Origin of the sequence: Streptomyces sp. NPDC048018, from assembly GCF_043202995.1 — a bacterium.
GTDB lineage: Bacteria > Actinomycetota > Actinomycetes > Streptomycetales > Streptomycetaceae > Streptomyces.
Map to the genome: position 1 here is coordinate 255,442 of NZ_JBIDBK010000005.1, position 23,841 is coordinate 279,282.

At 73.8% G+C, this 23,841-nt stretch carries 22 protein-coding genes; 4 read left to right on the top strand and 18 right to left on the bottom strand.

What is annotated here, in order from left to right; translation table 11 throughout:
* Nucleotides 1-7: 7 nt before the first annotated feature.
* The 10 genes from ACGF1Z_RS21070 to ACGF1Z_RS21115 all read right to left on the bottom strand — a co-directional run bounded on the left by ACGF1Z_RS21070 (nucleotide 8) and on the right by ACGF1Z_RS21115 (nucleotide 11,846).
* Nucleotides 8-1,474 (bottom strand): MFS transporter, encoded by a 1,467-nt coding sequence (locus ACGF1Z_RS21070; RefSeq protein WP_393006124.1) that lies wholly within the window; start codon nucleotides 1,472-1,474, stop codon nucleotides 8-10.
* A gap of 83 nt (nucleotides 1,475-1,557) precedes the next feature.
* Complete coding sequence (locus ACGF1Z_RS21075; protein ID WP_393006126.1) at nucleotides 1,558-3,819, bottom strand: Ig-like domain repeat protein; 2,262 nt, start codon at nucleotides 3,817-3,819, stop codon at nucleotides 1,558-1,560.
* A 107-nt stretch (nucleotides 3,820-3,926) separates the two neighbouring features.
* A complete protein-coding gene (locus ACGF1Z_RS21080; RefSeq protein WP_393006128.1) occupies nucleotides 3,927-5,084 on the bottom strand; it encodes a MalY/PatB family protein in 1,158 nt (385 codons plus the stop codon).
* Nucleotides 5,085-5,169: 85 nt separating this feature from the next.
* Nucleotides 5,170-6,192, bottom strand: coding sequence for a class II fructose-bisphosphate aldolase (fbaA, locus tag ACGF1Z_RS21085; RefSeq protein WP_393006130.1), 1,023 nt, complete (start codon nucleotides 6,190-6,192; stop codon nucleotides 5,170-5,172).
* A 230-nt stretch (nucleotides 6,193-6,422) separates the two neighbouring features.
* Complete coding sequence (gene pyrE / locus ACGF1Z_RS21090) at nucleotides 6,423-6,971, bottom strand: orotate phosphoribosyltransferase (RefSeq protein ID WP_393006132.1); 549 nt, start codon at nucleotides 6,969-6,971, stop codon at nucleotides 6,423-6,425.
* A gap of 24 nt (nucleotides 6,972-6,995) precedes the next feature.
* Complete coding sequence (locus ACGF1Z_RS21095; protein WP_393006134.1) at nucleotides 6,996-7,793, bottom strand: aldose 1-epimerase; 798 nt, start codon at nucleotides 7,791-7,793, stop codon at nucleotides 6,996-6,998.
* 266 nt (nucleotides 7,794-8,059) lie between these two features.
* Nucleotides 8,060-8,872: an SRPBCC family protein gene (locus tag ACGF1Z_RS21100; RefSeq protein ID WP_393006136.1), complete on the bottom strand. Its 813-nt coding sequence runs from the start codon at nucleotides 8,870-8,872 to the stop codon at nucleotides 8,060-8,062.
* A 190-nt stretch (nucleotides 8,873-9,062) separates the two neighbouring features.
* Nucleotides 9,063-10,727 (bottom strand): polyamine aminopropyltransferase, encoded by a 1,665-nt coding sequence (locus tag ACGF1Z_RS21105; protein ID WP_393006138.1) that lies wholly within the window; start codon nucleotides 10,725-10,727, stop codon nucleotides 9,063-9,065.
* A 75-nt stretch (nucleotides 10,728-10,802) separates the two neighbouring features.
* Complete coding sequence (locus tag ACGF1Z_RS21110) at nucleotides 10,803-11,321, bottom strand: DUF2617 family protein (protein WP_393006140.1); 519 nt, start codon at nucleotides 11,319-11,321, stop codon at nucleotides 10,803-10,805.
* A 288-nt stretch (nucleotides 11,322-11,609) separates the two neighbouring features.
* Nucleotides 11,610-11,846 carry a hypothetical protein gene (locus ACGF1Z_RS21115; protein ID WP_393006142.1) on the bottom strand — a complete coding sequence of 79 codons (237 nt, stop codon included), beginning with the start codon at nucleotides 11,844-11,846 and terminating at the stop codon, nucleotides 11,610-11,612.
* A 99-nt stretch (nucleotides 11,847-11,945) separates the two neighbouring features.
* On the opposite strand from ACGF1Z_RS21115, the gene ACGF1Z_RS21120 reads away from it, so the two are divergent.
* Nucleotides 11,946-13,130 carry a pyridoxal phosphate-dependent aminotransferase gene (locus ACGF1Z_RS21120; RefSeq protein WP_393006144.1) on the top strand — a complete coding sequence of 395 codons (1,185 nt, stop codon included), beginning with the start codon at nucleotides 11,946-11,948 and terminating at the stop codon, nucleotides 13,128-13,130.
* 15 nt (nucleotides 13,131-13,145) lie between these two features.
* Here the strand turns inward: ACGF1Z_RS21120 and ACGF1Z_RS21125 are convergent, their stop codons facing one another.
* Complete coding sequence (locus ACGF1Z_RS21125; RefSeq protein WP_393006146.1) at nucleotides 13,146-14,135, bottom strand: LuxR C-terminal-related transcriptional regulator; 990 nt, start codon at nucleotides 14,133-14,135, stop codon at nucleotides 13,146-13,148.
* A 164-nt stretch (nucleotides 14,136-14,299) separates the two neighbouring features.
* On the opposite strand from ACGF1Z_RS21125, the gene ACGF1Z_RS21130 reads away from it, so the two are divergent.
* Genes ACGF1Z_RS21130 through ACGF1Z_RS21140 form a run of 3 tightly spaced genes read left to right on the top strand, consistent with a single transcriptional unit; the run spans nucleotide 14,300 to nucleotide 16,955 of the window.
* Entirely contained in the window at nucleotides 14,300-14,491 is a 192-nt protein-coding gene (locus tag ACGF1Z_RS21130) for a hypothetical protein (RefSeq protein WP_393006148.1), read from the top strand.
* On the top strand, nucleotides 14,488-16,002 hold the full coding sequence (locus tag ACGF1Z_RS21135) for an aromatic amino acid lyase (RefSeq protein WP_393006150.1): 1,515 nt from the start codon (nucleotides 14,488-14,490) through the stop codon (nucleotides 16,000-16,002). Before ACGF1Z_RS21130 ends, ACGF1Z_RS21135 begins: the two co-directional genes overlap by 4 nt.
* Nucleotides 15,999-16,955, top strand: a complete 957-nt coding sequence (locus ACGF1Z_RS21140) for a LysR family transcriptional regulator (protein ID WP_393006152.1) — start codon at nucleotides 15,999-16,001, stop codon at nucleotides 16,953-16,955. Before ACGF1Z_RS21135 ends, ACGF1Z_RS21140 begins: the two co-directional genes overlap by 4 nt.
* A gap of 24 nt (nucleotides 16,956-16,979) precedes the next feature.
* Here the strand turns inward: ACGF1Z_RS21140 and ACGF1Z_RS21145 are convergent, their stop codons facing one another.
* The 7 genes from ACGF1Z_RS21145 to ACGF1Z_RS21175 are packed head-to-tail and all read right to left on the bottom strand — an operon-like array spanning nucleotide 16,980 to nucleotide 23,833.
* Entirely contained in the window at nucleotides 16,980-17,900 is a 921-nt protein-coding gene (locus ACGF1Z_RS21145; RefSeq protein ID WP_393006154.1) for a hypothetical protein, read from the bottom strand.
* Nucleotides 17,900-18,196: an acyl carrier protein gene (locus ACGF1Z_RS21150; RefSeq protein ID WP_393006156.1), complete on the bottom strand. Its 297-nt coding sequence runs from the start codon at nucleotides 18,194-18,196 to the stop codon at nucleotides 17,900-17,902. Before ACGF1Z_RS21150 ends, ACGF1Z_RS21145 begins: the two co-directional genes overlap by 1 nt.
* Entirely contained in the window at nucleotides 18,189-18,593 is a 405-nt protein-coding gene (locus ACGF1Z_RS21155) for a hypothetical protein (RefSeq protein ID WP_393006158.1), read from the bottom strand. Before ACGF1Z_RS21155 ends, ACGF1Z_RS21150 begins: the two co-directional genes overlap by 8 nt.
* 25 nt (nucleotides 18,594-18,618) lie before the next feature.
* Nucleotides 18,619-20,436: a prenyltransferase/squalene oxidase repeat-containing protein gene (locus ACGF1Z_RS21160; RefSeq protein WP_393006160.1), complete on the bottom strand. Its 1,818-nt coding sequence runs from the start codon at nucleotides 20,434-20,436 to the stop codon at nucleotides 18,619-18,621.
* A 2-nt stretch (nucleotides 20,437-20,438) separates the two neighbouring features.
* The gene (locus tag ACGF1Z_RS21165; RefSeq protein ID WP_393006162.1) at nucleotides 20,439-21,773 is read right to left on the bottom strand and encodes a phenylacetate--CoA ligase family protein; all 1,335 of its coding nucleotides are present in this window, start codon (nucleotides 21,771-21,773) and stop codon (nucleotides 20,439-20,441) included.
* A 37-nt stretch (nucleotides 21,774-21,810) separates the two neighbouring features.
* Nucleotides 21,811-22,602 carry an SDR family NAD(P)-dependent oxidoreductase gene (locus tag ACGF1Z_RS21170; protein ID WP_393006164.1) on the bottom strand — a complete coding sequence of 264 codons (792 nt, stop codon included), beginning with the start codon at nucleotides 22,600-22,602 and terminating at the stop codon, nucleotides 21,811-21,813.
* Complete coding sequence (locus ACGF1Z_RS21175) at nucleotides 22,589-23,833, bottom strand: phenylacetate--CoA ligase family protein (RefSeq protein WP_393006166.1); 1,245 nt, start codon at nucleotides 23,831-23,833, stop codon at nucleotides 22,589-22,591. The genes ACGF1Z_RS21170 and ACGF1Z_RS21175 overlap by 14 nt, the downstream gene beginning before the upstream one ends.
* Nucleotides 23,834-23,841 lie beyond the last annotated feature (8 nt).

A 23,841-nucleotide genomic window follows, 5' to 3' on the forward strand; every position in this document is an offset into this window, starting at 1 on the left:
GTCTGCCTCAGCTCTCCCGTGGCGGTGCGGCCGCGCCCTTTCCCCGCTCGCCCGGGTCCAGGGGCGGGGCCGTCACCCCGCAGTGCACCCTGCACTCGGGGTGGCACTCCGCCGTCACCGGGGTGCGCAGCGTCGCCCAGGCCAGGACCGACCCGGCCACCAGGACGCCCGCGAGGATCGGCATCGCCCGCTCGAACGTGGCGGCGAACTCGTCGGCCGAGCGGTACGCCTCCGGGCTCATGCCCGCGAGCAGCGGCAGCGCGGCCACCGCGACCAGGCCGGCCGCCCGGGCCGCGGCGTTGTTGATACCGCTGGCCAGGCCCGCCCGGGACACGTCCACGGAGGCCAGCACGGTCGCCGTGAGCGGGGCCACCAGCGCGGTCATGCCGAGCCCGAGGACGAGCATCGCGGGCAGCACGTCCGTCAGGTAGTCGGCGTCCTCCCCCACCCGCAGCATCAGCAGCATCCCCGCCGCGCACAGCAGCGGCCCCACGGTGAGCGGCAGCCGCGGCCCGGTCCGCTCGCCGAGTTCGCCGGACTTCGCGGAGAGCAGCAGCATCAGGACGGTCGTCGGCAGCAGCGCCGTGCCGGCGGCGAGCGCCGAATAGCCCGACACCACCTGGAGCTGCAGCGCGGCCAGGAAGAAGAAGCCGCTGAAGCCCGCGTACACGCACAGCGTCACCAGGTTCACCGCGGTGAAGGTCCGGGAGCGGAAGATCGACGGCGGCACCATCGCGTCCTCGCCGCGCCGCCGCTCCGCCAGGACGAACCACGCGCCGACCACCAGCCCGGCCGCGCCCGCCCACCACACCTCGTCGATCAGCGCGTACGTCACCAGGGCGAGCGCGGCGGCGCCCAGGACCGCGCCGAGCACGTCGAAACGCCCGTGCGCCCCCTCGTCGCGCGACTCGGGGACATGCCGGAGCGCCACCGGGACGCAGACCAGCGCGAGCGGCACGTTCAGCAGGAACACCCAGCGCCAGCCGGGACCGTCCACCAGCCAGCCGCCGACGAACGGCCCGATCGCCGCCCCCACCCCGCCGAAGCCGGACCACAGGCCGACGGCGCGGGCCCGGTCGTCCTCGTGGAAGCTCGCCTGGATCAGCGCCAGCGAGCCCGGTGTGAGCAGCGCCCCGCCGACGCCCTGGAAGGCGCGGGCGGCGATCAGCACGCCGGCGTTCGGGGCGAGCCCGCAGAGCAGCGAGGCGGCCGCGAACCACACCACCCCGGTCACGAACACCCGCCGCCGCCCGTAGCGGTCGCCGAGCGACCCGCCGAGCAGGATCAGGCCGGCCAGGGTGAGCATGTAGGCGTTGACGGTCCACTGCAGGGCCGCCAGGTCGGCGCCCAGGTCCTCGCCGATGTGCGGCAGGGCGATGTTCACGACGGTGGAGTCGAGCAGCGCCATTCCCGAGGCGAGAACGGTGGTGAACACGATCCACCGCCCCGTCCCCGAGGCCAGCCTGATGTCCATGCCTGCATCGTCCCGCGAACGCGGAAGCCCCGCCCACCGGAACGGCGGACGGGGCCTCTGCGTCTTCAGGTGCCCGCGGGCGGTCAGCGCGTGAAGTTGAAGTACTTCCACGGGCCGTAGGCGGTCGCGTTCACGTTGTCGCCGGCGAGCCCGTCGATGTACGCCGAGCGCATCCGGAAGCGGTAGCCGGCCAGCTCGTCACCGTCGAAGCTCACGTAGGACCTGCCGTACTGGTCGAGCAGGAAGTACTCCGCCCCGAGGTCCCGCCAGGCACCCGCGTACCAGAACTGGACGTCCAGCTGGGTGCTGCGGTTCGGGAAGGCGTTGTGCCAGGTGGTGAACAGCGGGTCGGCGGTCTGGTGGTACGTCTGGTAGTTGACGCCACCGATGTTGGTCCACTTGTAGTGCCGCGACAGCGAGGTCGTGACACCGGCCTTGGTGTAGACGCCGGACTTGGCCTGCACCCAGGCGTTGCGGGCGTCGCCCGTGAAGACGGCGGTGACCGTGGTGTCGCGGTTCATCCACATCGACGCGGACAGCTTGCCGGCCGAATTTACCGTGCCGCGCTTGAGCAGCCGCTTCGGCTCGGGACCCCACGGGTCGGCCCAGATCTCGACGACGCGGTTCCTGTACGTCGGGCCGAGGGTGGCGGTGTAGGTGACCGTGGTGCCGTAGTTGACCAGCGTTCCGTTGCGGTCCAGCGTCAGCGCGGTCCGGTTGTGCGAGACCTGGACCGCCCTCGTCCCGATGGCGGAGGCGTGGTCGGCGTCACCCGCGTACGTCACCCGGTAGCTGACGCTGCCGGCGGCGGTGGGCGTGTCCTGGAAGGAGAAGGCACCGTTCGCGGCGGTCGTCTTCGTGCCGAGGGACTTGCCCTGCGGGTTCTCGACGTCGAAGCGCTGCACGGCCACGGGCGTGCCGGCCGGCAGTGCCTGGGTGGACGTGAGGGTGCCGGTGACGGTGAGCGCCCTGAGCAGCGGCGCGGACGACGCGGCGTTGAGGGTGACGGTGGTCCGGGCCAGCTCGACCCTGACCGACGCGGTCCCGGTGCCGGGCGCGTGCTCGGCGTCACCCGCGTACGCCACCTTGTACGTGGCGTTGCCGGCGACGGGCGGGGTGTCCTCGAAGGAGAACGCTCCGTTCGCGCCGAGCGTCTTCGTGCCGAGGTCCTCGCCCTGCGGGCTCGCGGGGTCGAAGCGGGTCACGGTGACCGGCGTGCCGGCGGGCAGCGCCACGGGAGACGAGACGGTGCCGCTGACGGTGAGCGGCTTGCGCACCGGCGCGGTGGCCGGGGCGCTGACGGTGACCGTCGCCGCGGCCTTGGTCGGCTCGTCGAAGACGTTCAGCCGGGCCGAGCCGCCGTAGCTCTCGGACACCGCGAACAGCTTGCTGTTGTCGGGCGCCCAGGCGAGGGCGCCGGCGGCGAGGTTCGGACCCGTCTCGAAGTCGCGGACCGCCGTCGAGCCGCCCTGCTTGAAGACGCGGACGTCCTTGTCGTAGGACGACATGGTGCCGGCGGCGATGGTGCCGTCGGGCGCGACGGCCACGGCGTTCGGGTAGGTCGTGGTGTGGTAGCGCGTCACCTCGGACAGGTCCGTGGTGGAGAGCGCCGCGTGGTAGTAAGGGGAACCGCTCGCCGTGACGACCTGCTTGCCGTCGGGCGTGATGTCGAGCTCACCCAGATTGCTGCCGGTGTCGACCCGGCGGGCCTTCTCCGTGGCACTGCCCGTCGACACGTCGAAGAGCGTGACCGGGGCCGGGCTCAGGCCCGGGACGCCCGCGGCCAGCAGGCTGGGCGCCGCCGGGTCCGCCCCGAGCAGGGGCGCCGAGTAGAAGGCTCCCTGGGCCACCTGGGCGAGCGCCACCACCGGCGTCTCGCCGGACAGGTCCAGCGAACCCAGGTTGCCGGCGGCGGCCTTGCCGTAGCCGAACCAGATCTTGCCGCCGGCGATCGCCAGGTCCTCGGGATTCTCGGCGTCGCCGAGGTCGTAGCCGACCGCCTCGGTCGGCGTCTCGGTGCTGATGGAGGCGATCTCGCCCTTGCCGGCCACGGCCGCGTAGACCCGCGACGAGTCGGCGGAGATCTCCAGGCCCCGGACGCCCGGCAGGTCGGACAGGGTCGCCAGGACCCGGCCCGCGTAGTCGGTGACGACGATCTTGCCGCCGGCCGGGTCGCTGATGAAGACCTTCTGGTGGACGCCGTCGACGACCATGTCGCCCACGGACGCCAGAGGCAGGTTCACACTGCCGTCGGCGGACGCCGTGCCCGCCGTGCCCGCGACCAGTGCCGCGGAGCTGAAAAGGACCGCGAGCGCCGTCGCGGCCGAGAGAGTGCGCTTGCGCACGATGATGTGACCCCCCACATGATCCCTCGCGCTTCACAGATCGAAGCACGGTGGACGCAGCCTAGATCACCCCTCTGACGGTCCGCCTCCCGGTATCCGTTGAGTGGTCAACTTCGCAGCCGCGCCGCGACCCGGACCAGCGCGTCGACGCCCCGCTCGGCCTTGGCCCGGGGGCAGCCGACGTTGAGACGGACGAAGCCGGGGGTGCCGTAGGTCCCGCCGGGCATGATCGCGACCCGCTCGGCCGACACCAGCTCCTCCTGGAGGGCGCTCTCGTCGATGCCCAGCGGCCGCAGGTCGATCCAGGCCAGATAGCCGGCCTGCGGCGGGGACCAGTCGATGTCCGGCAGGCCGGCCGTGAGCCGCTCCCGGACGAGGTCCATCGTGCCGGCGACATAGCCGCGCAGCGCGTCCAGCCACGGCGCACCGTGCCGGTAGGCGGCGATGTGGGCGGTCAGCGAGAGCACCGCCGGGGAGGCCAGGCCCTCCCCGGTCTCCATGCGGCGGACGAACGCGACCCGCTCGTCGGGGTCGCCGAGGAAGCCGTAGGAGCCGGAGAGCGCGGGAAAGTTGAAGGCCTTGGTGCCGGAGGTGATCAGGGCCCAGCGGCGCCCGCGCCCGGGCTCGGCGATCGCCGCCCACGGCACGTGACGGTGCCCCTCGCCGGTCAGATCGGCGTGGATCTCGTCGCTGACGACGGCCGCGCCGTGCCGCTCGGCGAGCCGGGCGAACTCCTTCAGCTCCTCCGCGCGCCACACCCGTCCGGTCGGATTGTGCGGGGAGCAGAGCAGCAGCATCCGGCTGTCCGGCCGGGCCAGCTCGCGCTCCAGGGCGTCGAGGTCGCCGACCGGGACACCGCGCAGCTCGCGGCCGAGGCCGGTGACGGCCTTGCGGAAGCCGTCGTAGGTCGGTGTGTGCACGACCACGCCGTCGCCGGGCCCGGTCCACATCTGGAGCAGCTGGGAGAGCTGGGAGAGGACGGACGGGGCGTAGACCATCGACTCGGGGTCGACCGCCGTGCCGTAACGGCGCGCGTACCAGTCCCGTACGGCCTCACGGAACTCGCCGAGCCGCCAGTCGGTGTAGCCGAACACCCCGTGGTCGACCCGTTCGCGCAGCGCGTCGAGGACGGCCGGCGGGGAGGCGAAGTCCATGTCGGAGATGGTGAACGGCAGCAGGTCGGAGACACCGAAGCGGTCGGCTATGCCGTCCCACTGCACCGACCAGGTGCCCTGCCGGTCTATCTGACGGTCGAAGTCGAACATCGCAGCCCTTTCGGAGACGACGACGGGCCCGGCACCACTCTCGTGGTGCCGGGCCCGTCACACAACAGTGCTCTGCCTCGGAGGCTTACTTCAGCTTCTGGCCGGCCGAGCGCAGCGCGGCGCAGGCCTCGCCGACGCGCTGGGCCATGCCCGCCTCGGCGAGCTTGCCCCAGGTGCGCGGGTCGTAGGTGGACTTCTTGCCGACCTCGCCGTCGACCTTCAGGACACCGTCGTAGTTGCGGAACATGTGGTCCACGACCGGACGGGTGAAGGCGTACTGGGTGTCGGTGTCGAGGTTCATCTTGACCACGCCGTTGTCGAGCGCGGTGGCGATCTCCTCGGCGGTGGAGCCGGAGCCGCCGTGGAAGACGAAGTCGAACGGGGAGGCCTTGCCGAACTTCTCGGAGACGCCCGCCTGGAGGTCCTTGAGCAGCTCGGGGCGGAGCACGACGTTGCCCGGCTTGTAGACGCCGTGGACGTTGCCGAAGGACGCGGCCAGCAGGTAGCGGCCCTTCTCGCCCAGGCCCAGGGCCTCGGCGGTGCGGATGGCGTCGTCGACGGAGGTGTACAGCTCGTCGTTGATCTCGTGGCTGACACCGTCCTCCTCGCCACCGGTCGGGGTGATCTCGACCTCGAGGATGATCTTGGCGGCGGCGGCCTTCGCGAGCAGCTCCTGGCCGATGGCCAGGTTGTCGGCGAGGGTCTCCGCGGAGCCGTCCCACATGTGCGACTGGAAGAGCGGGTTCTCACCACGGGCCACGCGCTCGGCGGAGATGTCGAGCAGCGGGCGGACGTAGCCGTCCAGCTTGTCCTTCGGGCAGTGATCGGTGTGCAGCGCGACCGTGATGTCGTACTTCGCGGCGACGATGTGCGCGAACTCGGCCAGAGCGACGGCGCCCGTGACCATGTCCTTCTTGTGCTGGCCGCCCAGGAACTCGGCGCCACCGGTCGAGATCTGGATGATGCCGTCGCTCTCGGCCTCCGCGAAGCCGCGCAGGGCGGCGTGGAGGGTCTGGGACGAGGTGACGTTGATGGCCGGGTAGGCGAACTTGCCTGCCTTCGCCCGGTCGAGCATCTCGTTGTAGACCTCGGGGGTTGCGATGGGCATTCGTCCGCTCCTTGTGATGTGCGGGTGTGTGCGTTGCTGTCCCTGACCTGGGGGGCGACGTCATCGTCGACCCCATCCTTCCAGACTCTGGTGCGGGCTCCCACAGGCCCGGCACGCCGAGGGGCGGGGTGTTTCACGTGAAACACCCCGCCCCTCGACAAAACCGCAGGTCAGGGTCGTTTTACGACAGCCCCGGGACCGAGGTCACGACTTCGGAGCGGTGGCTCCGGTTACGCCAGCCCGAGCTCGTCGAGCGCGTACGCGTAGAGGTAGGGCACCCCGGCGGTCGTGCTGATCTTCTCGCCGGCGCCGGTGGCCCGGTCGACGATCGTCGCGACGGCCACGACCTCGGCTCCCGCCGCGCGCGCCGCCTCGACGGCGGTCAGCGGCGAGCCGCCGGTCGTCGAGGTGTCCTCCACGATCAGGACCCGACGGCCCTTGATGTCCGGGCCCTCGACCTGGCGCTGCATGCCGTGCGCCTTGGCGGCCTTGCGGACCACGAAGGCGTCCAGGCGCTCGCCGCGCCCGGCGGAGGCGTGCATCATCGAGGTGGCGACCGGGTCGGCGCCCAGGGTCAGACCGCCGACCGCGTCGAAGTCCAGGTCCTTGGTCAGTTGGAGCATGACCTGGCCGACGAGCGGCGAGGCGGCGCCGTCGAGCGTGATCCGGCGCAGATCGACGTAGTAGTCGGCCTCAAGACCCGAGGAGAGGGTCACCTTGCCGTGCACCACGGCCTTGTCCTTGATCTGCTGGAGCAGCTCAGCGCGTACGTCAGTCATGCTCACGAGCTTAAAGCCGCCCGGTCACAGGCCGCGCCAGCGCCAGGTGGTCGCGATCTCCAGGGGGTCGATCGGGGTGACCAGGCGCGGATGGGTGTTGAGGCCGTTCGGGGGGCCGGACTGCGGCTCGACGCAGACCGCGTCCGCCGGCTCGTCGTAGATCACGACCCACTCGGCCCGGCTGGTGATCCTCAGCTCCAGCCGCTCCGGCCAGGTGAGGGTCACGTCGACGCCGTCCGGCATGCCGAAGCAGTCGTCCCAGGGGCGCGGCCTCGGATCGATCCGGCGCCCGGTGGGCAGGTGGTCGTCGCCCCGCTCCTCCTGCCAGCCGGGGTGGAACGCGATCTCCACCTCGCGGGCGTCGCCGCCGAGGGTGCGGTGGAACCAGGGGTGCCAGCCCGCCTGCGCCGGGAAGGAGTCCCCGGCCGTCTCGACGCCGAGCTGGAGCGTGAGGGAGTCCTCCGTCAGCTCGACGGTCTGGGTGACCGTGCCCGTGTACGGCCAGGGGGCGGCCAGCTCCGTGGTGAACGCCGCCGTCGTCTCCGTCGCGTACGCCGTCTTCCACGGCACGTCGCGGACGGTGCCGTGCAGGGCGTGCGGCGCCGCGTGCTCGCTGACGGGAAGCCGGTGCACGGTGCCGCCGTCGCGGAAACGCCCGTTCCCGGTGCGGCCCGCCCACGGCGCCATCACGAAGCAGCCGTAGCGGGCTCCCTGGAGGAGCAGTTCGGTGCCTCCGATACGGAGGCTGTCGATCCGGCAGCCGTGCTCCGGGTCGATGGTCAACTCGGCGTCGCCGGCCGTCAGTCGCGTCAGATTGGTCACGGGTCCGACCCTAGGGCCATCCGGCCTGCTCCTGTCGACAGGTCCTCAGGCCTGTCGGCGGGCCCGTCGCGGCCCCCGGCCCGAGCCGGCGGCCGGCCCGTCGCGGGTCGGCTCGTTGCGGGTCGGCTCGTTGCGGATCGGCACGTTGCGGATCGGCACGGGGGGCGGTGCTGGTTCCACCGCGCCCGGGGCCAGCGCTCGGTCCGGCCACGGGGCCGGAGGCTCGGTCCGGCCAACGGGGGGCCGGGGCTCGTCCGTCCGTGCTCTCAGCGGCGGCGGCGCAGCGCCCGCCCCACGACCACGGCCGAGGCCAGGGCGAGGGCGGCGGCGGGGGCGATCCAGCGCAGGGTCGCGCCCGCGCTGGAGTTCTCGGCGGCCGGGACCGGGGCATAGCGGCCGCGCGGCGGGGCGTGGTCGACCTCCTCCGCGCTACGGCCGATCATGGTGCGGCGGGCGTGCGCGGCCTCGGCGGGACCGCCGGTGCCCGTCCGGCCGGCGAGGTCCTCGTCCGCGAGCGGGTCCAGAGGCGGAGGCGGGGCCGGGGCATCGAAGACCGAGGCCCCGCCCGGCTCCTCGACACCGTCGTCGACGCCGTCCAGGTCCACCGCGTCGAGGTCGGCCTCCGCCTCCTCGGCCGCGATCTCCGCCTCCACGTCCGCGACGGCGGCCAGTGCCTCCGCGAAGCGGTCGAACAGCCGGGCCCCGGCCGCCGCCCGGGCGTCGGCGTCCGCGTCAGCGAGGCGGCCCTCCGCCGTCACCCGTCCGGCGAAGCCGATCGTGGTGCCCTCGGCCACGGGGGTGAGCGCGAGGGTGACGGACAGGGTCGCGGTGCCCTTGCCGCGGACCTCGGTGCCCTCGCCCTCGACGGCGAAGTGCCCGGCATGCTCGGCGATCCGCAGCGCCCCCCGGTAGGTGATGGTGTTGCCGCCGACGCGGACCTTGAGCCGGCCCGAGAGCGGGCCCGCCTCTCCTTCGGAATCCTGCTGGAAGCCGGGGACGCAGCGCGCCACCCGGGCGGGGTCCGTCAGCGTCGCGCGCAGGACCTCGGCGGGGACCGGGACGAACACCTCATGCTCCATGGAAGCCGAGCCTACTCAGGCGGGGGACGCCCGTCGCCTGTTGGTGCCGGCGGCGCGGGTGCCCTGCTGGTTCGTCGGGCCCCGCCCGTGGGGCGCCCAGGTCGGGGCGCCCGGCAGATTCGCTGCCTCAGACCCGTGGGCCCTCGGGGGCCGGGACCTCCGCGACCCGGCCCCCTTCCCGCCGTCTTCGTCAGTAGCGGGGGTGCACCAGGGTCGACGGGGGGAGGTCGGTCGTCGACGGGGTGCGGGTGCGTCGGACGCGGGTCTCCGCGGCCGGCAGGGAGGCGGGGGTGAGGGAGCGCAGTCTCGGGGCGTCGGCGGGAAGGGCCAGGGCGGGCGGGCGCGGGCCGGGGGTCGCCAGGAGGAAGGCCCAGTCGGCCGTGCCCCAGGAGCGGGCCGCGCGGTCGGGGCCCGCGGTGAGTCCGGCGGTGCGGCCGCCGGCACCGTAGGGGCGAGGGGCGAAACCCGCCGCGCGGAGGGTGGCGGCGACCGTCCAGTACGTGCGGGGGCGGGCGGCCGCCGAGCCGGCGTGGACGACGAGCCGGCCCTCCGCGGCGAGGACGCCGGCCGCGAGTCCGTAGAACTCCTCCGAGTAGAGCTTGGCGCTGGAGGTGATCCCGGGGTCCGGGAGGTCGGAGATCACCACGTCGTACCGTTCCTGCACGGGACGGGAGTCGCGCAGCCAGCTGAAGGCGTCGCCGTAGGCGACGGTGACGCGCGGGTCGCGGAAGGCATGGGCGTTGAGCCCGGCCAGATCGGGGGCGGTCTCGGCGAGCCGGACCACCCCGGGGTCGAGCTCGACGACGGTGACGGCGCGGACGCCGGGATAGCGCAGCACCTCGCGGGCGGCGAGGCCGTCGCCGCCGCCGAGGATCAGCACGCGCGCGTGCGGCCCGTTCATCGCGGGGTGCACCAGGGCCTCGTGGTACCGGTACTCGTCCCGGCCGCCGACCCGCAGCCGGCCGTCCAGGAAGAGGTCGGGAGGGGCGCCGCGCTCGCCCGCGACGACGACCTCCTGGAAGTCGGTGTGCACGGCGACCCGGATGCTGTCGCCGTACACCGCCCGGCGCGCGGCCTGCTCGAAGTCGCCGACGAGGGCGGTCGCGGTCGCGAGGACCGCCAGCACGCAGAGATTGGTGCCGACGAGCAGCGTCCGCGAACGGGACGTCAGGTCGTGCCGGAACAGCCACAGGACGAGCCCGCCGCCCGCCACGGCGTTGACCGCGCCGGTGACCAGCGCGCCGGTGAGCTGGCCGAGCCAGGGCAGCAGGAGGAACGGGAAGGCGAGCCCGCCGACGAGCGCGCCGACGTAGTCCGCGGCGAAGAGGTCGGCGACCGTGCCGGCCGGGTCGTGGGCCTCCCGCCGGTGCGCGACCCCGCGGGCGGACTCCGCCCGCTGGATGAGGGACATGAGGAGCGGGATCTCCGCACCGATGAGCACTCCGATGGCGAGGGCGAACGCCACGAGGAGGTACTGGGACGCGCCGAACCAGGCGAAGGCCGCGTAGAGCACCATCGCCGAGCAGCCGCCGATCAGCGCCAGTCCGGCCTCGACCAGGCCGAAGCCGACCGCCGCACGGCAGCGCAGCCGCTTGGCGAGCAGCGAGCCGACGCCCATGGCGAAGACCATGACGGACAGCACGACGGACGCCTGGGTGACCGAGTCGCCGATCAAGTAGGAGGCGAGCGCCACCAGTTCGAGCTCGTACACCAGACCGCACGCGGCGCAGACGAACACCACCGCGAGCACCGGATACCGCACCGCACCCGGCCGCTCGGACAGCCTCGGCGCCCGCCGGGGCGGCCGCGCCGCCCGCTCGGACGGCAGGGGCAGGGTCACGGGCGGGTCGATCATGTCCGTAACGCTACGTCACAGGTGTGGCGCGGCCTGTCACCCACACGAGTGCATCCGAGGCAGGTGTACGGCGCGTCACAGCGCGGCGGGCATACGGGCGCCGATCCGCGTTCTCGTCACCACCAACTGCCCTTCCTGCGGGTAGGCGTGCCAGGTGCGCCAGCGCACCTGGCCCTCGTGGCGCTGCGCCAGCATCGCCGTGAAGGCGTGCGGCGAGCCGGGGAAGGTCCCCGCGAGGCCGTGGGGGTGGTCGGCGACGAGGGCGAGCAACTCCTGTGCGCGCCCGGCGAACGAACCATGGGTGAGGGTCTCGACGCGGGCCGCGAACTCGTACTCCCACTCGCCGACCCGCTTGGACACGCCCAGCGGCAGCGGGGTGCTGCTGCCGGGCATGCAGGCCACGGTCTCCGAGCAGGTGCGGTGCTCCTCTTCGAGGAGGACCTGGTGGGAGGCGCCGAGGAGACGCAACTGCAGTTTCGCCCCGGCGAGTTCGAGATCGAGCACGGCGAGCGCGGGCAGCGGGTCGCGCCCCAGCGCCCAGGCCAGGTCGGCCGCGCGCGTATCGGTGTAGGAGGTCTTCAGGGTGGTGAGCATGGATCGGCTCCGCAAACACGGTTTGACGGGTGGGCCGGGGGCGTCCCGGTGAAGGGTTTCGACCGGGAGTGGGGATCGCCGGCTCGGGTCCACACACGGTCCGAGGGCTGGATGTTCTCGACAGCGAGGGAATCATGAACCGCGCTGAGCTCACAGCGTTTTTACCCAACTTGACGTGGTTTCCATCCCCCCGGGGGCCCCACGGTTCAACTGTTCAGTCGGAATCGATCGCGTGATTCCCACAAATGCCCAACGGAAAGGCGTACGACGGCGGTTGCCCGCACCCCGTCAGCTCCCGCCGCCGCAGCCGCCACCGCCGCACGACGAGCCGCACGAGCTGCCGCAGGAGGAGCTGGAGCCGCCGCACGAGGAGGATCCGCTCGCGCTGCCGGAGCCGCTGGACCAGCCGCCGCGCCGGCGCCGCCGCCGGTTGCGGGAGCCCCCGCCCGCGGCCGCGGAGAAGCCGACGACCACCAGGATGATGAGCCCGAAGATCACGAAGAATTCCATGTCGTCCCCCGTCATGACGATGCTGAAGGAGCCTCTGCGGGCTCTCTGCGAGGGGGATTCCCGGCGGGAACGGGCCCGAAGCGCACTTGAGCAAGTCCAGAGCTTCGGCCCAGGATGGCGGTCATGACACGACCGCTGCTCAATCGCCGGCTCGCGGAGTTCGGGACGACGATCTTCGCCGAGATGTCCGCGCTCGCCGCCCGGACCGGTTCGATCAACCTGGGCCAGGGCTTCCCGGACACCGACGGCCCCGAGGAGATCCGCGAGGCCGCCGTACGGGCGCTGCGCGAGGGCCGCGGCAACCAGTACCCGCCGGGCCCCGGCGTCCCCGAGCTGCGCACCGCGATCGCCGAGCACCAGCTGCGGCGCTACGGCCTCGCCCACGACCCCGACACCGAGGTCCTGGTCACCGCCGGCGCCACCGAGGCGATCGCCGCCGCGCTGCTCGCGCTGGTCGAGCCCGGTGACGAGGTCATCGCCCTGGAGCCGTACTACGACTCGTACGCCGCCTGCATCGCGATGGCCGGCGGCACCCGGGTCCCCGTCACCCTCCGCCCGCACGCGGGCGCCTTCACCCTCGACCTGGACGAGCTGAGGGCGGCGGTCACCGGGCGGACCCGGCTCATCCTGCTCAACACCCCGCACAACCCCACCGGCACCGTCCTCAGCCGCGCCGAGCTGACCGCGATCGCCGAGCTCGCCCAGGAGCGCGACCTGCTCGTCGTCACCGACGAGGTCTACGAGCACCTGGTCTTCGACGACGCCGAGCACGTACCGATCGCGAGCCTGCCGGGCATGCGCGAGCGCACCGTGACCATCGGCTCGGCCGGCAAGACGTACTCCTTCACCGGCTGGAAGGTCGGCTGGGTCACCGCCACGCCCGAGCTGACGAGCGCCGTCCGCTCCGCCAAGCAGTTCCTCACCTATGTGGCCTCCGGCCCCTTCCAGTACGCGATCGCCGAGGCCCTGCGCCTCCCCGACGCGTACACCAACGGCCTGCGCGCCGAACTCCGGGCGAAGCGGGACCTGCTGAGCGAAGGTCTGGCCGCGGCCGGCTTCGGCGTGCACCGTCCGGCCGGCACCTACTTCGTCACCACCGACATCCGTCCCCTCGGCGAGACCGACGGCTTCGCCTTCTGCCGGGCCCTGCCCGAGCGCGCGGGTGTGGTGGCGATCCCCAACGCGGTCTTCTACGACCACCGCGAGGAGGGCGCCCCCTTCGTGCGCTTCGCCTTCTGCAAGCGCGTCGACGTGCTCCAGGAGGCGGTGGACCGGCTGAAGCGGCTCGGCCGGCCCTGATCCGGAGGACGGGTTCTACGACGGCTCGCCGTCCGGCTGCCCGGGGTCCGGGGTCACCAGGCCCGAGGTGGCGAGCAGATAGCCGAGTTGGGCGCGGCTGTGGGAGCCGAGGCCCTCGGAGATCCGGCGGACGTGGTCGCCGACGGTACGGCGGCTGACGCCGAGCCTCCGGGCGATCGTCTCGTCGGTCTGACCGTCGACGATCGCCCGGACGATGGTCAGCTGGACCTCCGAGAGCACGATGTCGGGGCGGGCGGTCGTGGCCGGGTCGAAGGGCGTGGCCTGGGCCCAGACCTGCTCGAAGGCCCGCACCAGGATGCGGACGACCGCGGGGTGGCGGATCTCCAGGGCGGCCCGGCCGCGGTCCTCGCCGACCGGGACGAAGGCCACGTCGCGGTCGCAGACGATGAGCCGTTCGAACACCTCCGCGACGGTGCGGACCTCGGCGCCGAGGCCGGCGACCTGCTCGACGTAGGCGAGCGTGGGGGGATGGGCGCGCACCGCGTGCTGGTAGAGGGTGCGCTGGCGCACCCCGCGGGCGAGCAGGGCGCCGTCCCGCTCCAGGGCCGCCGCCAGGGTCTCGGGGGAGCGGCGGCCGCCGGGCTGGGCGGTGATCAGCTCCGTGCGGCAGCGGCTCAGGGCTTCTTCGAGGGCGTTGCCGATGTTGCGGCTGCCGTGGTGCTCGGTGAACAGTTCCCCGCGCTGGCGGCGGTGCTCCGCGTAGACGGACTCAAAGGAATTCAGCGCGGTCTCGACCGCGTACTCCTTTTCCCGGGTTTCCCGGATCTGCCGCTGAAGCGGGGCGAGAACGGCCGCGGCGGCAGCGGTCGGCGGTACGGCGCGGAACGTCCCGGGATTATCCGGAATCTCTGCGACAAGACCGAGCTCCCGCAGACACGGAAGGGCTGATTCCGCTATCAGGGACGGCTCGGCGAGGGCCCTCCGGTACTGGTCGAGCGCCGCCTCACAGGCCGTTTGCCCCTGTGACGTGTCACAGAAGGCCACATCTCGGCAGGTATGTCCGGGGTTCACACTTGGGAAATGTACACCTGTGCAGAGGGTACTTCTTTGCCCGGGGAGGAGGAGCGAAGCAGCATGGGCGGGGAAGGTTCTGCGCGGCCACCCCGCTATTTATGAACTCCTTGTGAACCCAGAGAAAGACACTCGAGATGAGAAAGCCGATAACCCTCGCGCTGCTTGCTCCGACCCTCGCCGCCGCCTGCCTGAGCGTGCTCGCCGTGGGCGGCCCCACCAGCACCTCCGCGGCGGAGGACGGGCTCTCCGTCCGGGCGGACTCCGGCTGGGACCGGATCGCTCCGGTGGTCGTCGAGGACTCGGGCTGGGACCAGCCGAAGCCGTGACCACTCTGAGCGCGCTTGCGGGGGACGCGCTGCGAGCCCGACGACTCGTCCTGACGTCCGAGGACCGACGGCGCATCGCCGACGGTCACACGGCTCTCGAACGGCGGCTCGCCGAAGGCGAGTCCGTCTACGGGGTCACCCGGGGCTTCGGCCCCCTGGTCGCCTACGCCGCCGACCACGACGGCGCCGCCCAGGGCCTCGGACTCGTCCACCATCTGTGCACCGGTCAAGGCCGCCCGCTCGGCCGCGAGGCCACCGTCCTCGCGGTCTGGCTGCGGCTCCAGGGCATGCGGCACGGCTGGTCGGCCGTGTCCGCCGCCCACTGGGAGGCGGTGGCCGACCTGCTCGGCCGCGGCTTCGTCCCGGTCGTGCCCGGCGAGGGCAGCCTCAGCGCCAGCGGCGACCTCGTCCCGCTGGCCCACGCCGCCCTCGCCCTGGGCGGCGAGGGCGAGGCCTGGCTCGACACCGACGCCGGCCCGATCGCCGCACCGGCCGCCCAGGTCATCGACAAACTCGGCGGCACGCCGGTCGCCTGGTCGGCCCGGTCCGCCCTCGCCTTCGTCAACGGCACCAGCGTCTCCCTCGCGGTGGCCGTCCTCAACCAGCTCGAACTCGCGGCACAGGCCCGGGCCCTCGCGGCCCTCACCGGGCACATCGCCGGCCTGCTCGGCTGCGATCCGCAGGCCTACGCCGAACCGCTCCAGCGGGTCCGCCCGCACCCCGGCCAGCGCCGGGCGGCCGAGTGGATCCGCGCCGAACTGCCCGCGGACGCCCGGCGCGGGGCGGACCGGCCCCTCCAGGAGCCGTACTCGCTGCGCTGTGCGCCGCAGGTCATCGGGGCCGTACTCGACCAGCTCGACGCCCAGGGCGCGGTGCTGGCCACCGAGGCGGCGGGCTGCACCGACAACCCGGTGGTGGTCGACGGACAGGTCTGGCACGGCGGCAACTTCCACGCGCTGCCCGTCGCGCTCGCCTCCGACCAGCTGACCCTCTGCGCGCACCAACTCGCCTTCCTGGCCGAACGGCAGCTCGCCCTGCTGGTGGACCCGGCGCACAACGGCGGCCTGCCCCCCATGCTCACGCCCACCCCGGGCGCACGCAGCGGGCTCGCCGGCGTCCAGATCGCCGCCACCTCGATGGTCGCCAAGGCACGACAGCTCGGCCTGCCCGCCACCCTCACCCCGCTGCCGACCAACCTCGGCAACCAGGACCACGTCCCCATGGCCCTCAACGGCGCCCTGGCGGGCGAGGAGGTCGTGCGGCTCGGCTGGCTCGTGCTCGGCTCGCTCGGCGTCGCCGTCACCCAGTGGGAACGCCTCGCCGGGCGGGCGCCCGCGCCGGGCGCGGTCTGGGACGGACTGCGCGCGCTCATGCCGGCGCTCACCGAGGACCGGCCGCTCGCCGGGACCGTGGCGGCCGCCGGAGCGAGCCTGCGGGCGCACTTCCGCGAGCCGGAGGAGGCGTACGGGTCCCGCGGACCGGTGGCGGCCGACGGGGGGAGCGGCCGGTGAGACTCGCCGATCCGGTACCCGATGCGCTCCCGGCCGTGCCGGCGGAGCCGGGCCCGCTCACCCTGCGGCAGTGGCGGTACTTCGTCGCCGTCGCGACCGAGCGCAGCTTCAGCGTCGCCGCGCAGCGCTGCCGGGTCTCCCAGCCCACCCTCTCCCAGCAGATCAAGTCGCTGGAGACGCACCTGGACACCCCGCTGTTCGTCCGCGGGCCGCGGGGCGTCCGGCTCACGGCGGCGGCCGAACGGCTGCTGCCACCGGTCGCCCGGCTGCTCGAACAGGCCAGTTCGGTCGACCGGCTGGCCCGCACCCTGACGGATCCCGCCCCGGTCGAACTGCGCCTCGGCTACACCCCTTCGGTGCACTCGTCCGCGCTGCGCGCGGCCGTCGCCGCCTTCCGGGAGGCACACCCGGAGACCCGGCTGCCGGCGAGCTCGGCGAGCACCGCGCAGCAGCTGCGCCATCTCGACGAGGGCCGGGTGGACGCGGCGTTCGTCCGCACGCCGCTGCCCGGGCCGGAGGACGGACGCCATCGCAACGTGCTGCCCCTGGAGGAGGAGCCGGTGCTGCTGGTGGTCCGCGAGGACCATCCGCTCGCCGAGGCGACCCGGGTGGCACCCGCCCAACTGCGCGGCGAGCCGCTGGTGTTCGTCGCCCGGGAACACAGCCCCGGCCTGTGGGACTCGGTCATCGGCCGGCTCTACCCGGAGCCGCCCGAGCCCTGGCGGCTGGAGCCCGACGACACCCACCTGGTCGCCGCGGTCGCCGAGCACGGCGGCATCTCCTTCGTCACCGCCTCCACGGCACGCCTGTTGCGCGCCGAGGGCGTCCGCTACAAGCACTTCACCACCCCGGAGCCGACCGCGCCCCTCGCCCTGGTCTGGTCGCGCGACGACACCCGTCCGGAACTCCTGGCGCTGGTCGACTTCCTCCGCCGCCGCTTCCGCGCCGGCTGACCCAGGACGGCACGGAGCCGGCGCTCAGGAGCTCCGTCCGGCGCCCACCGGGCGGACCAGCCGGGGCCGTTCGGCGGGCGGGAGGACCCGGTCGACCGCCCGCGCCACGCGGGCGGTCGCCGTGGCGTCGCCGTCGACCAGGATCTCGTACCACTCGCCGCGCACCGGGTCGGTCACCGGCGTCCAGGAGAGCCGGCAGCCCGGGGCGGCGGCGCGGAGCCGGTTGGAGACGGCGTCGGCGTTGACCCGCCGCCCGTTGACCTTGACCAGCCGGGTGCGGCGGCCCACCAGGCGGTAGGCGCGGGAGTCGACCGGCACCACCAGGTCGTCCAGGACGAACGCGTCCGGCAGCGGCGCGTCCGGCTCCGTACGGGCGAGGCGGGGGCCCGAGACGGTCAGCCGGGTCTCCTCCCCGGGGGTCCACGGGCCGGCCGGGCGGACGTCCGGCGCGAGCCGCCAGGCGTCCCCGCCGTCGGGGCCGTCCCGCCGCACCCCGATCAGGCCGGTCTCGGTGGAACCGTGGAGTTCGGTCAGCCGCAGGTGCGCGTGGGCCGCGCACACCGCGGCGGCCCGCTCGGGCAGGGCCGCCGTGCTGTGCACGACGGTGACCCGCTCGTACGCTTCGAGCGCCCGGCCCGCGTGCTCCAGCGCCCACCAGGTCGCCGGGACGGCCGCGACCAGCGGTCGGACGGGCCCGGTGGGCAGTCCGTCGAGCAGGTGCAGCCGGACCGCCGGCACCCCGAGCAGCCGGGGCACCAGCACCCCCATCAACTGCCCGAAGAGGTGCTCCTCGGGGGCGTGCGTGACGATCACGTCCGGCGGATCGTCCGCGAACAGGCCGGCCAGCAGCTCCGCTTCGGCCGCGAGCTGCGCCCGGCCGCGCCACCAGGTCACCGGCTCCCCGGTGGAACCCGACGTGCGGTACGGCGTGAAGCCGGGCTCCATCAGAACGCCGCGCCCAGCACCGACTGGTCCTCGAGCTTGCGGCGCACGAGGGCGCTGATCGCGGCCACGCTGACGAAGGTGGTGCGCAGGTCGTCGTCGACGAGGTCGACCGATATCCCGAACTCCCGCTCCACGGCGCCGACGCAGTCGAGCACGCCCAGGCTGTCGTAGCGGTCGAAACGGGGCGCCAGCTCCACGGCGTCGTCCGCGGGCGACAGCTCCGTGGCGACGACGGACACGACGGCGGACCGCACCCGGTCGGCGATCTCCTCGGGGGTGGGCACGGCGTCAGACATCGGCGGTCTCCTTGCTCTCGGAGTCCCGGGGACCCGTGTCCCCGGGACCTGCGTGGTGCAGCAGCGGATCGATGGGTTCGAAGTGGACGAAGACCCGGTCCCGGGGCACGTCCGGGGCGAGGCCGCGGGCGATCTCTACCGCCGCCTCGTCCAGGAACTCCCGGGTCCGGTCCCGGGACACGACACAGCGGACCAGGGCGACGTGCCGGGGCTCGGGCCCCGCGGCGGCCAGCGGGAACGGGCCGCTGAACACCGCGTCGGGCTCCAGGGTGTGGAACTCGGTCAGGACGTGGGTGAGGTCCACGCCCCGGCCGCGCATCCACATGCTGATGTGCTTGGCGAAGCGGCGGCGCACCACCGGATCGGTGACCGTGGTGCGCACGGTGAGGGTGGGCACGGAGGGCTCCTCGGCGGGTCGGGGGTCAGAGGTTGAGCGCGGGCAGCGGACGGTCCGCCCGCCGGCCGCGTTCCAGGAGCGCGCCCAGCGCGTCGGCGAGCGGGCCGCCGGAGCCACGGCCCAGCGGGGACCACGCGTGCCCCTCGCCGGGGCGCCGGACCTTCGCCAGGAACCGGTCCAGGTCGGCGTCGGCCTCCTCGGCCACGGCGCCGCCCGCCGCGTCCCCGGCCGCGCCGAGTGTCTGCGCCGTCAGCCGGGCCTGGTAGGTGGACACCAGGTCGGGCAGGTGCCGGGGGACGGCGGAGAAGCCGCCGAGCGGCGAGCGGAAGGGGTCGAGCAGCTTGGCCTCGGCCCGGGCCTCGTCCCGGTCCCCCAGCAGGAAACGCGCGCGCACCGCCTGCGCGGTGGCCGCGCAGGTGACCGAGCCCCCGGGGGCGAAGCGGTAGCCGCCGGAGTCCCGGCAGGCGTCGAGGAAGCGGCGCAGCGCGTCGAGGTCCAGGCCCTCCGGGGACCGGCCGGCGGTCGCGAGGATCTCCAGGGCCGAGACGGTGGCCACCATGTCGGAGCCGCGGCCGTGCCAGAAGCCGAAGCCGCCGTCGGAGTTCTGCAGCAGCCGCAGCCAGTCGGCGAGCCGGTCCGCGTCGAGCGGTTGCTCGTCCGCGGTGCGCAGCGCGCTCGCGGCCCACAGGGTGCAGCGCACCTCGGCACCGCGCCCCGGCATGTACATCACGCCGCCCTCGTACGGCAGATGGGCGGCCCGCAGCCACCCGGCGAGCGCCGCGCGCCGGCCGGGCTCCCCCGCGACCGGGTCCGCGCCCGGCTCCGGGACCGCGACCGGGTCCGTCGCCGGACCGGTGCCGGTCCCGTCGGGCGCGGCGAGGATCAGGGCCGCCGCGGTGGCCAGGCTGTCGCCCGCGGACGCCGCGTCCCGGTAGGTGAAGCCGCCCTCGGGCAGACCGCACGCCACCAGGGCCGCGCGGACGCCCTCGGGCTCCGGCACCTCGCGGCCGAGCGCGGTCAGCGCGCCGACCGCGCTGAAGCAGGCCCAGACGTCCGCGTGACCGTAGCCCTCCCAGCGGACGAAGCCGCCGTCGGGCAGCTGCCGGGCGTGGATCCAGGCGACGCACTCCTCCTCGCGCGCGGGCCGGGCGCCGAGCGCCGTCAGGGCGCGCACCGCGCGGAAGGTGGCCCACAGGCAGGCCGCGGTGGCGGACTCGTCGAAGACGAAACCGCCCTCGGGGGTCTGGCGCTCCCGCAGCCAGCCGACCAGGGCCGGGACGTCCCAGGGCGGCGCGGTGTCACCGAAGGCGGCCCGGTGGGCCATCGCCCCGTAGTAGCAGGCCCGGGCGTCGGACTCGCTCGCGCCCGGGTTCCAGCCGAGGCCGCCGTCGGCCCGCTGGCTGCCCGCCAGCCAGGCCCGCAGGGCCTCGGGCCGGGGCACGGGCCGGCCCAGGATCTCGGCGTAGGTGCGGGCCGCGTAGTAGGTGGCCCAGATGTCGGCGGCCTGGCCCGGGGTCATGGCGAAACCGCCGTCCGGATCCTGTGTGCCGGCCAGCCACGCGGCGATCCGGCCGGGTTCCGGCACCTCGGCGCCGAGGTCGTTCAGCGCCTGGGTGCAGTAGTAGGTGGCCCAGATGTCCGAGGGCAGGCCCTTCTGCCAGGCGAAGCCGCCGTCGGAGTTCTGGCGTGCGAGCAGGGTGGCGACGGTGGTGTCCCGGCCCGGCAGGGTGAGGCCGAGCCAGGTCGCGGTGCGCACCGCGGCGTAGGTGCACCACAGGTCGGCGCCGCCCTGCCGGGCGCCGCCGTCCTCGGTCCACAGCGTGCGGTCGAGGGTGTCGGTCATGGTCAGTCCACCCACTGGACGTTGGTGCGCTTCCAGTTCTTCTGGCTGCCGCCCGCCTTGGTGGTCTGCGGGAGCTGGCCGACCAGGGCGACCGCCGTCCACCGCACGCCCTCGGCCGCGAACCGCTCCGAGACCGCGCGGCACAGCTCGTCCGGATCCGTGCCGACGGCGCTGTCGAAGTCCACGTCGCGTTCGAGCAGCAGGCGTCCGGCGCCGGGGTCGGAGCTCTTGAGCTGCATGAGGTAGCCGGTGACGCCGGGCGTCGTGTAGACGATCCGCTCCACGGCCTCCGCGGTCAGCCGGGTGCCGCCGAGCGCCACGCCGTCGGTGTCGCGGCCGTGCACCGTGAGCACGGGCAGGGTGACGCCGCAGCCGCAGTCGCTGCCGTCGCCGACCGTGACCAGGTCGCCGGTGCCGTACCGCAGCAGCGGCCGGGCGTGGTTGTTGAGCGGGGTGACGACCAGCTCGCCGTGCGCGCCGGGGGCGGCCGGCACCGGCTGCCCGCCGGGCGCGGCCACCTCCGCGACGTGGCTGTGCTCCAGGACGTGCAGCCGGTCGTGCTCGCAGGCCGCGGCGATGGTGCCGGTCTCGGTGCTGCCGTACGAGGCGTCGAGGACCCGCGCGCCCCACTGCTCGGCGAGCCGGGCCCGCAGCGGCGGGGTGCTGACCTCGCCGAGCAGCATCAGGCTGCGGACGCCCGCGGCGACCTCGTCGAGCCGGCCACGGCTCTTGAGGACACGGGTCCACTGCAGCAGTACGCCGGGGGCGGCGAAGACGTGCTCGGGCCGGTAGCGGGTGAACAGCACCTCCAGCCGGTCCCAGTCGCACATGCCCTGGCTGAACGGGTAGCAGCGCAGCATCGTGCAGCCCAGGTACTCGGACACGCCGGCGACCAGGTCGCAGACCGGTGCCACGTCGGAGGGCAGCAGCGAGGCCACCCGGTCGCCGGGCCGCAGCACCCGCGACCACAAGGACGCCACGGACACGGTGTTGAGCACGGTGTCCTCGACGAGCCGCGGGGTCGGCGTCGGCACCGACGTCGTCCCGGAGGTCTCGTAGTACTTGTGGTACGGCCCGGCGCCCTCGCGCAGGAACCGGTCCGGATCCGCCTTGAGCGCCGCCTTGGGCGTCAACGGCGCCTCGGCGAAGGCCCGTTCGGCGACCGCGGGCAGGCCGCGGTAGTAGGGCACGTCGGCGAGCCGGTCCCACAGCCGGTCGAGCTTCACCCGCTGCCGCTCGGCGACGAGCTCGCTCCCGAATCCGGCCTCGGTGATCCGAAGCCGTTCCTCGTGCCCTTCCTCGAAGGCCTTCACGGCCACGGAATCGGCGAATATCAACGCTTCCACTCCCCCTGCGAGACTGACGAGGCTTGCGTCAGCGGCCCTTCTCGGCACCGCCGTTGACCTGGATGATCTGGCCCGTGACATGGCCGGCGGCCGGCGAGGCCAGCCAGCGGACGGTCTCCGCGACATCCGCGGGCGCCCCGGCACGCCTGTTCATCGCCTGCTCGACGAGCATCCTGCGCCGTGCGTCGGCGACGCCGTCCGGGCCGAAGAACTCGGTCTCCGCGATGTAGCCGGGGGCGACCGTGTTGACGGTGACGCCGCGCGGACCGAGGTCGGCGGCGAGGTCGTACATGTACGGGTGGAGCGCCGCCTTGGCTCCGGCGTACGAGCCGGCGCCCGAGCCGCGGTAGGCGGCGATCGAGCTGAGGAGCACCACCCGGCCGCCGGGTGCGGCCAGCAGGTCGCGCAGGGCCTCCGTGAGGAGGACGGCGGTCAGCACGTTCGACCGGAAATTGCCGGTCCAGTGCCAGGCCGCGCCGGCCAGTCCGTCCGCGGCGCCTTCCGGCGCACCGACCAGCACGTTGCCGCCGGCGTTATTGACGACGACGTCCACCCGGCCGTAGGCGGCCCGCAGGTCGTCGCGGACCCGCTCGGCCTCGGCCGGCTCCGTCAGGTCGGCGGTCAGGGCCCGCACCGAGCCGCCCGCCGCCGCGTGCTCCGCGGTGAGCTCCTTGGCGGTCCGCTCCAGCGGTTCGGCGCGGCGTCCGAGGGCGACGACCTCGGCGCCCTCGGCGGCGAAGGCCGCGCACACGGCCCGTCCGATGCCGGTGCCGCCGCCGCTGACGACCACGATCCTGCGCTGCGTCTCAGGCGTTGCCATTCCAGGTCTCCTCCGTGTCGGAGCCGCTGCGGTGGCGCAGCAGCGGCGTCTTGTTCGAGCGCGGGTTCACCCACAGCCGCTCCACCGCACGCACCTCGAAGGCCTGGGGGACGGCCGCCACCTCGAACCCCAACCTGTACACGTCGGTGAGGACCCGGTGGCGAACCTCGGCCACCGCTCCGTCCGTGTCGGTGCCGGGCGCGAGGGTCACCAGCAGCTCCATGCGCTCCTCGGCGGCGCCGTGGTCGACCATCACGACCTGGACGCCGGTCACCGCGGGCACGGCGTGGGCCGCCCCGGCGACCTCCTGCGGCGTGACGAGGATGCTGAGGAACTTCAGCTGGGGGTCGTCGCGGCCGTGCACCCTGAGCGCCGGGCCCGGCCGGCCGCAGGGGCAGTCGACCCAGGTGCCCCGGTCGCCGATGCGGTAGCGCAGCACGGGGTTGAGGCAGTCGGGGTGGGTGTTGGTCACGAGGATCATGCCCTCGTCGAGCTCGATGTGCTGGTACGGCAGGACGTGGAAGGTGTCGAGGTCGCAGCCCAGGCCGTTGTGCCCGATCACCCAGGTCTCGGTGGAGCCGTAGATGCCGTGCAGCTCGGTGTCGGGCAGCTGCTCGCGCACCAGGGCGGCGGCGGAGGCGCTGAACGCCTCGCCGTTCCACAGCACCTTGCGGAAGGCCGGGGGCTTGCGGCCGGCCGCCGCGCACAGCCTGACCAGCTGCGCGATCTGGCTCTGGGTGCCGTTGAAGGCGGTGACGCCGAGCGACTCGACGGTGTCCAGCCAGGCCGGGACGCGCTCGTCGTCGACCGCGCCGAGGGGGACGCTGACGGCGCCGGTGAACTCGGCCAGCCCGTTGAAGAAGTTGTGCGCGGAGGACAGCAGGCCCGGGGTGTCGTAGTTGAGCAGCACGTCGTCCGCGGTGAGCGGGTTCCAGTGCGCGGCGACGTCGCGGACGAACATGTGGCTCGGGATCAGGCTGAGCTTGGGGCTCGCGGTGGTGCCGCCGCTCGCGTAGACGAGGGAGCCGAAGCGGGCGTCACGGGCCCGGGCCACGGTGCCGGGGAGCGCGGCCCGGAAGTCGTCCTTGGTGAGGACGGGCACCTCGGTGAGGGCGGGCTCGGCCACGCCGTCCAGGTGGGCGTAGGCCTCGGCGAGCGGACCGGACGCATAGCGGTCCACCAGGGCGCGCACCTGCTCCCCGGTGAGGGTGGTGTGGTCGGGCTGGGTCATGGCGGAGG